This window comes from Protofrankia sp. Cj3, from assembly GCF_917627355.1.
Taxonomy (GTDB): domain Bacteria; phylum Actinomycetota; class Actinomycetes; order Frankiales; family Frankiaceae; genus Protofrankia.
Genome location: NZ_CAKJTR010000096.1, coordinates 1 through 7206, shown reverse-complemented (window position 1 = coordinate 7206; position 7206 = coordinate 1). Strand labels below are relative to the sequence as shown.

Here is a 7206-nt window from a genome sequence, read left to right as displayed (position 1 = left end):
CCCCGCCCGCCCCGCACGCCCCTCAGCACCGGCCCGCGGCCAGTCATCCCCACGACACGATGGGCGCGCAACGCACGATTGCTTCGGCATGCCGTACCTGCCGCTGGTCACCGCCGTGCTGACCAGCGGCAGGGCTTCACCGGCACGGCGGGCGGCGCGTCGCATGGCGGCGAGATCCCACCGGGGGACGCTCCGAGCGACCGCCATCGCGCGGTCCGCCCCAGCGAGCCGAACCTCATGGTCCGTACGGATCCCGTTCCCCGTATCACGCCGACGGCCCGCGATCCGGCGCGCAGAATAGTCAACGTGACTCAGCGACCGTCCATAACCCGCCCGACGGATACCTTCTACGACGCGGTCGGCGGTGAGGAGACGTTCCGCCGGCTGGTGGCCCATTTCTACGCAGGGGTCGCCGAGGACCCGTTGCTACGGCCGCTCTACCCCGACGAAGACCTGTCCGCGGCTCAGGAACGGCTGCGGATGTTCCTCGTCCAGTACTGGGGTGGACCATCGACCTACAGCGATCAGCGTGGTCACCCACGCCTGCGGCTGCGTCATGCCCCCTTCGCGATCGGCCCGGCTCAGCGGGACGCCTGGCTGATCCGCATGCGTGCCGCCGTCGACGAGCTGAAGCTGTCTCCGGAGTACTTTGAGCCGCTGTGGGATTACCTGACGATGGCGGCCAACTCACTGGTCAACCGCCCGGAATGAGCCGGCGGCCCCGGCCTTGGCCCCGATCCAGGCCCTGCCCGGTCTGGTGCTCGGGTGGCCGGGGCCGGCCGCGGTGCACAGCAGCATTACGTCACCGCACCATTACGTCACAGCACCGTCGCGGCCGGACCGCTCAGCCGGACCGACGCGGGGCACGGAAGCCCGAGACGAACGGGATGACCTCGATCACCAGATAGCCCGCCCGCACCAGCGGATCCGCCTCGGCAGCGGCACGGGCCTCGTCCAGCGAGCCGGCCTGGAACAACAGCACCGCCCGCAACCGCGTGCCAGGTTCGGCTGACCCGCCATACAACACGAGCGACCCGGCGGCCCGAAGCGACTCCAGGTACTCCAGGTGCTCGGCATGCCGCCGGTCATACTCCGCATCCTCACCGGACGATGGATGCGCTCGCCCCTGCGTGAGTACGACCAGTTCGTAGCGGTTCAACGCGGCCATGGCTTTGCTTCGCGGCCAAGCGGTGGAACGACAGGCAACAGGGGCGCTCCTACTCGCGAGTGAGCTTACGGTAGGTCATCCGGTGTGGACGGGCCGCCTCAGCGCCAAGGCGTTCGATCTTGTTGACCTCGTAATCCGCGAAGTTCCCCTCAAACCAGAACCAGTGAGCCGGGTCGGCCTCCGTCCCCTCCCAGGCAAGAGTGTGCGTGGTGACACGATCCAGGAACCACCGGTCATGCGAGATCACAACCGCGCATCCCGGGAACTCCCCCAGCGCGTCCTCCAGCGACCGCAGCGTCTCGACATCAAGATCATTTGTTGGTTCGTCGAGCAGCAGAAGATTGCCGCCCCGCTTGAGGGTCAGCGCAAGGTTCAGCCGGTTACGCTCACCGCCGGACAGCACTCCGACCGGTTTCTGCTGGTCCGGTCCCTTAAAACCGAAGGACGACACGTAGGCCCGGCTCGGCAGCTCGATCTTGCCTACCACGATGTGGTCGAGCCCGTCGGAAACGACCTCCCATACGTTCTTCTTCGGGTCGAGGCCCGCGCGACTCTGGTCGACGTAGGCGATATCGACCGTCTCACCGATGACCAGCTCGCCGGCATCGGGTGCCACCGCACCGGTCAGCATGGTGAACAGGGTGGTTTTTCCGACACCGTTCGGGCCGATCACGCCGACGATGCCACCACGCGGCAGGGAGAACGACAGATCATCGATGAGGACCCGGTCGCCGAATCCCTTGCGCAGCTTCTTCGCCTCGATCACCACAGCGCCCAGGCGCGGGCCCGGCGGGATCTGGATCTCCTCGAAATCGCGGGGACGGGCCTTGTCCGCCTCGGCCGCCAGCTCCTCATAGCGGGCGAGACGTGCCTTGCTCTTGGCCTGGCGGGCCTTCGGGTTCGACCGCACCCACTCCAGCTCCTGCGCGAGGACGCGCTTACGCTTCGCGTCCTTACCGCCTTCGACCTTGAGGCGGGCGGCCTTCGTCTCCAGGTACGTCGTGTAGTTGCCCTCGTAAGGGTAGGCATTGCCCCGGTCGAGCTCGAGGATCCAGCCAGCGACGTTGTCGAGAAAGTAACGGTCGTGCGTGACCGCGAGAACCGCTCCGGCATAGCGCGCCAGGTGCTGCTCCAGCCAGGCGACGCTCTCAGCGTCGAGATGGTTGGTGGGCTCGTCCAACAGCAGCAGGTCAGGGGCCTCCAGAAGAAGTTTGCACAGCGCGACGCGGCGGCGCTCCCCACCGGAGAGCCTGGTTACGTCGGCATCGCCCGGAGGCAGCCGCAACGCGTCCATCGCCTGATCCAGTTGGCTGTCGAGCTCCCAGGCATTGGCCGCCTCGATCGTGTCGATAAGCGCCGCCTGCTCGGTCAGGAGCACATCGAAGTCGGCGTCGGGCGCAGCCATCTTCTCGTTGATCTCCTCGTACCGCGCGAGGACCCCACGGATCTCCCGGACCGCGTCCTCAACGTTGCCGCGAACGTCTTTTTCCTCGTTGAGCGGTGGTTCCTGCGCGAGCATGCCGACGGTGAAACCGGGGCTCAACGTCGCGTCTCCGTTACTGGGCTGGTCAAGACCAGCCATGATCTTCAACAGCGACGACTTGCCCGCGCCGTTGGGACCGACGACACCGATCTTCGCGCCGGGCAGGAACGACAGGGTGACATCGTCGAGGACGACCTTGTCACCGTGGGCTTTGCGCACCTTGCGCATCTGGAAGACATACTGCGCCATGCGGTCAACCTTACGAGTCGGGCAACCTGACAGGTCAGGCGGCAACGCGGGTCAGGAGCAAACGCGGGTCAGGAACAGGAGTCTCCCCGGTGGGAAGACCGCCGAGGAGCGTTGGATCTTCCCGGCACGGGGGCCACTATCCGCACGGGTGCGACACCAGGGTACGAGCCCGCTTCCCGGCCGTGTCCCGGGAACCTCCTTCCCACAGGACACCGACCATCAACCGACGCTCAGCCGAATGGCCGGCGCAGGCCCCGACCCCACCGCCCCGACCTGGCCGTCGGGGGCCACAACGCTGACACCCGCTCCTCCGTCGACGCGGACCGGAAGGTCCTGACGATCGAAAAAACGCTCGCCGCCACCGGCGGACGGAGTGTAGAACAACGCCAATATCACCGAATGGTCCGTTGCCGCGGATACCTGTGCCGTGGGAGCGGCAATGACCGTGGGAGCGGAACCGAGACCGGCCATCGTCACCCCGTCAGGGCTGACAGTAATCTTTCCGGTCACCGAATGGGACGGATCAACCGGATAGGACACCCGACGCCCATCGGCAGTCATCTCCAACCGGGCCGAGCGGGCCCCCGGCGGAACCGACGCGCGGACGACGACACCGACGCTCGGGCCGTCAACCACCCGCAGGCGCTCCAACCGAGCGGCCGATGATGACGCAAGTGTTCGATTGTATCCCTCCGCTAAGCGGAGCAGGTAGGCGGATCGGTCCGGATGATCGGCAAGAACCGTGAAGTCCGCACGGCCTCGTGACACCGCGTACAAGATTCGCGTGTCCATGCCAGGCGGGTTGGCCACCACCGACGTGGGATGCATGAGAAAGGCCGGATCCGCCGACACCATGACCAGCACCCGCCCAGGTTGAACCGCGACCATGTTCGCAAGATTTCGATCACGTCGGGTGAACGACATATTATCCCCGACCGCGAAAACAATTACAACGACACTCAGCCCGAAGCAGGCAGCGGCGGTAAGCCCACCGATCCGCGGCCGCGCGACAGTGAGATCGACCAATCCCCGAGCCCCGAAGAGAACAAGTGGAATGAGTATCGGCATGAGATAGAAAGGGCCGATATACCGGATTCCACCCCACAGCTCGGCCGCGTTCCAGGCACCCCAGAACACGATGTAACCGAGGATCAGCAGCACCGCGCCGGCCCCGAGCGCTAAGGTCGCCGCGGACAGCCGTCGGCGGATAACCGCCGCGACCGACAACGCCGCCAGGAACACCCCGCCGAACGCCCAGAGACCGAGAAACCACAGATGGTCACCGATCGAGGTGAGCCCCTCAGCCAAGCCGAAACGGTGCGGAGGGTCGCCGGGAAAGAGACGCCGATCCCCGAACCCCAGCTTGTCATCGGGCTCAAGCAGCGCAAAGGGCAATCTGAACGGGTTACCCGTTGCCATGGAGTTATAACCGAGCAATGCGGCAATCGGGACCACCAGCCCCGCGCCGAGCCAACGCAGCAGCCACCGCCGCCGGCCGCGAGCTCCTCGGCTCACCGCCCACAGCACACATGGGCCGAGCATCAGGACGGTGTCGTAGGGCCGGACCGCGGCAGCCAGCCCCATCGCCAGCCCTGCCGCGGCAAGCGGCGCCCCGCGCCTGGTCCGCAGCCCCCGTAGCAGCCCGACAAGCACGCATTCATACAGCACAAGGACTGGCAGATAGGACAAGAGCAACGCGCTGTGCAGGATGATCAAAGGTGACAGCGCCAGCAGCCAGGCCGCGACGGCGGCGACCCGCCGATCGTCCAGCAGCTCGATGCCGGCATGGTAGGTGACCCCCACCGCGGCAGCGGCGAGGAGCCCGAGCCCCACGGCGGTGCCACCGGTGAGCACGAGACTCAACGCGTACAGCCCGGCAACCACAGGGGTGTACTTCAGGACGTAGTGGCCGTCAACGACCGCCGCCAGCCACGGTGCGTAGGAGGCGGCCGACCGCGGAGCCGGCGGAAACAGATGGCCATCCGCCAGCGTCTGGGCTTGCAGCCGGTAGAGGGCCTCGTCATTGTTGATCGACAAATACGGAAACAGGTAACGATTGATCACGATTGCCGCGACCGCGCTGAGCAGAGCCGCGACCACCACCGTCCGCCCCGGCACAGACACCGCGACCAAACGCGACCGCAAAATCACCAATGGCTGTCGCCCTGCCGCTCGTGGGATGGGCGAGGTGGCGGGCGGAGAATCGAGGCGGCCATTCGGCTCGTCCGAGCCGGGCAGACTCCTCCTACCGCCCGCTCCCCCGGATCCCGAACCGTCGCCAAGGCTTGCCAGCCCGTCGACGCGCCCACCCGGCACCTGAATGGAAGCCGGCATATCGGCGCCCCGCGCGCTGGTCACGGGCTGACGCTACCCACCGGCCGGACCCGGGCCGGGCCTGCACCCACCTCCTGGCCGTTTCGACAACGGTGGGCGCCCGAGCCACCGGCAACCCGCGGACCGCCGACTACCGTGACATCACACCGCCGCCGGACGCTGAGCCGGGATGACAGAAGGCGAGCCGTCGGGCTCCAGCGCCGTTGGCATCCCGCCGGGCACTGACCCGCTGAGAAACTCGTCCGCGCCCGCATGGGTGAAACCCCCGTCATGATACTCGGCACCGGTTCCGACGCCGGTCTGGCCATTGTGCACATCAGCCCTGCCTTCCTCGGCGAGGGGCTCGCATCCCAGCATGTTCCCGTCGCCTTCCGTAACCTCTGTGCTCTCTGCGCTCCCTGTGCTCTCCCGGTTCACGCGGACGACCCGCCGGACCGCGGCCGACTGGCGGGTCAGGTCAACCGCGACCGCGTCCGCATCCACTTCGTAGACGACTCGGCGGCTTCCGTCCTGGGTCTCGAACGACCTCTGGCGGAGTCGCCCGACCACGAGCGTCCTGTCCCCTTTGTGCAGCGAAGCGCCGACATTCTCAGCCAGGTGACGCCAGCAGGTGACGGTGACAAAGACGGTATGACCGTCCACCCAGCGGTTCTGCGACCGGTCAAACCGGCGCGAGGTGCTGGCCAGGCGCAGGGAGCAGACAGAGTTCCCATTCTGCGTGCATCGCACGTCAGGGTCGTCAACGAGGTTGCCGAGCAGCGTGACCGATGCTTCGATCATGGTCCCTCCAGGATCATGGTTGCTGACCTGCTTCCGTGGCGGACGGTCCGGCGGAACCCAGCGATGGCGATTGCCGTCTCGTCTCATGTCACACTGTGACCGTTGGCGACCGGTTCGACCTGTTCCCGCGATCAACTGTGGACAACGGGACGCCCCTCCACAGCGGTGACGCCAGCGGCGTGCACAACAGACCCATGTTGTGTCACATTGGACTTTTCCAGATGGCCGCCTCGACAAAGAGATCATCACGGTGACAGACGCAACCAGCTGACGACGGTGGAGCACGCTTCTGTCTCTGTCAGTAACCAGTTGACACGGGACCCGCGACGATCGATTATTCCCCCGCAGCCTGGGTCAGAACCGCGCTGCGCGTTCGCTCCGGGCGACAAGCACAATAGGCGGTAAGCGCCCGTAGCTCAGCGGATAGAGCGAGTGCCTTCTAAGCACTGGGTCGCAGGTTCGATCCCTGCCGGGCGCACGAGCCGGTTGAGTGCGCTCGTCGACCTTCGGTTGGCTTCGTCACCAGCCGCGATGTCTGCCGGGGGGCCAAACTCCCCGAACCCTCCACGATCACAGACGCCGTCCCGACACTGATCGGGACGGCGTCTGTGTAGCAACGGGTACAGCAACAGCCGTCAGAGTCGGGGCTCGGTCAGGTGGCTGTCGAGCTTGCCCAGTGCACGCCGTTTCTCCCCCATCGACGCATGCGCGTAGATCGTCATCGTGACCTCGATCGCCGAGTGGCCCGCGATGTCCCGGACGATGTGCGGCGGCACTTCAAGATCCAAACTGGTAGGCAGAAATGTTCGTACCGCGTCGAGTTCCTCGGCGGAGCCTTGGTCGATTCCGGGTCAGAGCGAGACTCGGTGAGGTGACGTCCGACGGTCGGGACTGTCCCGGTCCTCTGGGCGCGGGAGGGTCTGCCGGGGAACCGGCCGCGTCCAGGGCACTGACGTGTCACTGCATGATCGGCTTTCGCCGACCCTGGACCCGTCCGGCCCCCGGCAGATCAGGCGCCTACCAGAGGAACGGAAGAAAAAGTGCCCCTATGTCCTTCGTCATGCCAGGTCCGGAGGCCGGGAGCCCCGGCGGGGCCACGAAGAAGGTAACGGGGGAGAAACGAACGACCGCGACGACCGATCAGGACGGTTGGGTCTGCGCGGGAACCCTGCGGTACGAGGCGAGGTCGGGC

5 protein-coding genes, 1 tRNA gene and 1 pseudogene are annotated in these 7206 nt (G+C 66.4%); 2 read left to right on the top strand and 5 right to left on the bottom strand.

Going from position 1 to position 7206, the window contains the following annotated elements; genetic code table 11:
* Positions 1 to 297 precede the first annotated feature (297 nt).
* Entirely contained in the window at positions 298 to 711 is a 414-nt protein-coding gene (locus tag MJ783_RS14195; protein ID WP_239310922.1) for a globin, read from the top strand.
* A 133-nt stretch (positions 712 to 844) separates the two neighbouring features.
* On the opposite strand, the gene MJ783_RS14190 is transcribed toward MJ783_RS14195, so the two are convergent.
* From MJ783_RS14190 to ssb, 4 genes are all read right to left on the bottom strand, one after another.
* A complete protein-coding gene (locus MJ783_RS14190) occupies positions 845 to 1168 on the bottom strand; it encodes a YciI family protein (RefSeq protein ID WP_239310912.1) in 324 nt (107 codons plus the stop codon).
* Between the two features lie 49 nt (positions 1169 to 1217).
* Complete coding sequence (gene ettA, locus MJ783_RS14185) at positions 1218 to 2900, bottom strand: energy-dependent translational throttle protein EttA (RefSeq protein WP_239310911.1); 1683 nt, start codon at positions 2898 to 2900, stop codon at positions 1218 to 1220.
* A gap of 219 nt (positions 2901 to 3119) precedes the next feature.
* The gene (locus MJ783_RS14180; RefSeq protein ID WP_239310910.1) at positions 3120 to 5024 is read right to left on the bottom strand and encodes a hypothetical protein; all 1905 of its coding nucleotides are present in this window, start codon (positions 5022 to 5024) and stop codon (positions 3120 to 3122) included.
* A 351-nt stretch (positions 5025 to 5375) separates the two neighbouring features.
* Positions 5376 to 6014: a single-stranded DNA-binding protein gene (gene ssb / locus MJ783_RS14175; RefSeq protein WP_239310909.1), complete on the bottom strand. Its 639-nt coding sequence runs from the start codon at positions 6012 to 6014 to the stop codon at positions 5376 to 5378.
* 405 nt (positions 6015 to 6419) lie between these two features.
* On the opposite strand from ssb, the gene MJ783_RS14170 reads away from it, so the two are divergent.
* A tRNA-Arg gene (locus MJ783_RS14170) sits at positions 6420 to 6492 on the top strand.
* A gap of 157 nt (positions 6493 to 6649) precedes the next feature.
* On the opposite strand, the pseudogene MJ783_RS14165 reads toward MJ783_RS14170, so the two are convergent.
* Positions 6650 to 6802: pseudogene (locus MJ783_RS14165) on the bottom strand (site-specific integrase); the annotation flags it as partial.
* Positions 6803 to 7206: the final 404 nt, after the last annotated feature.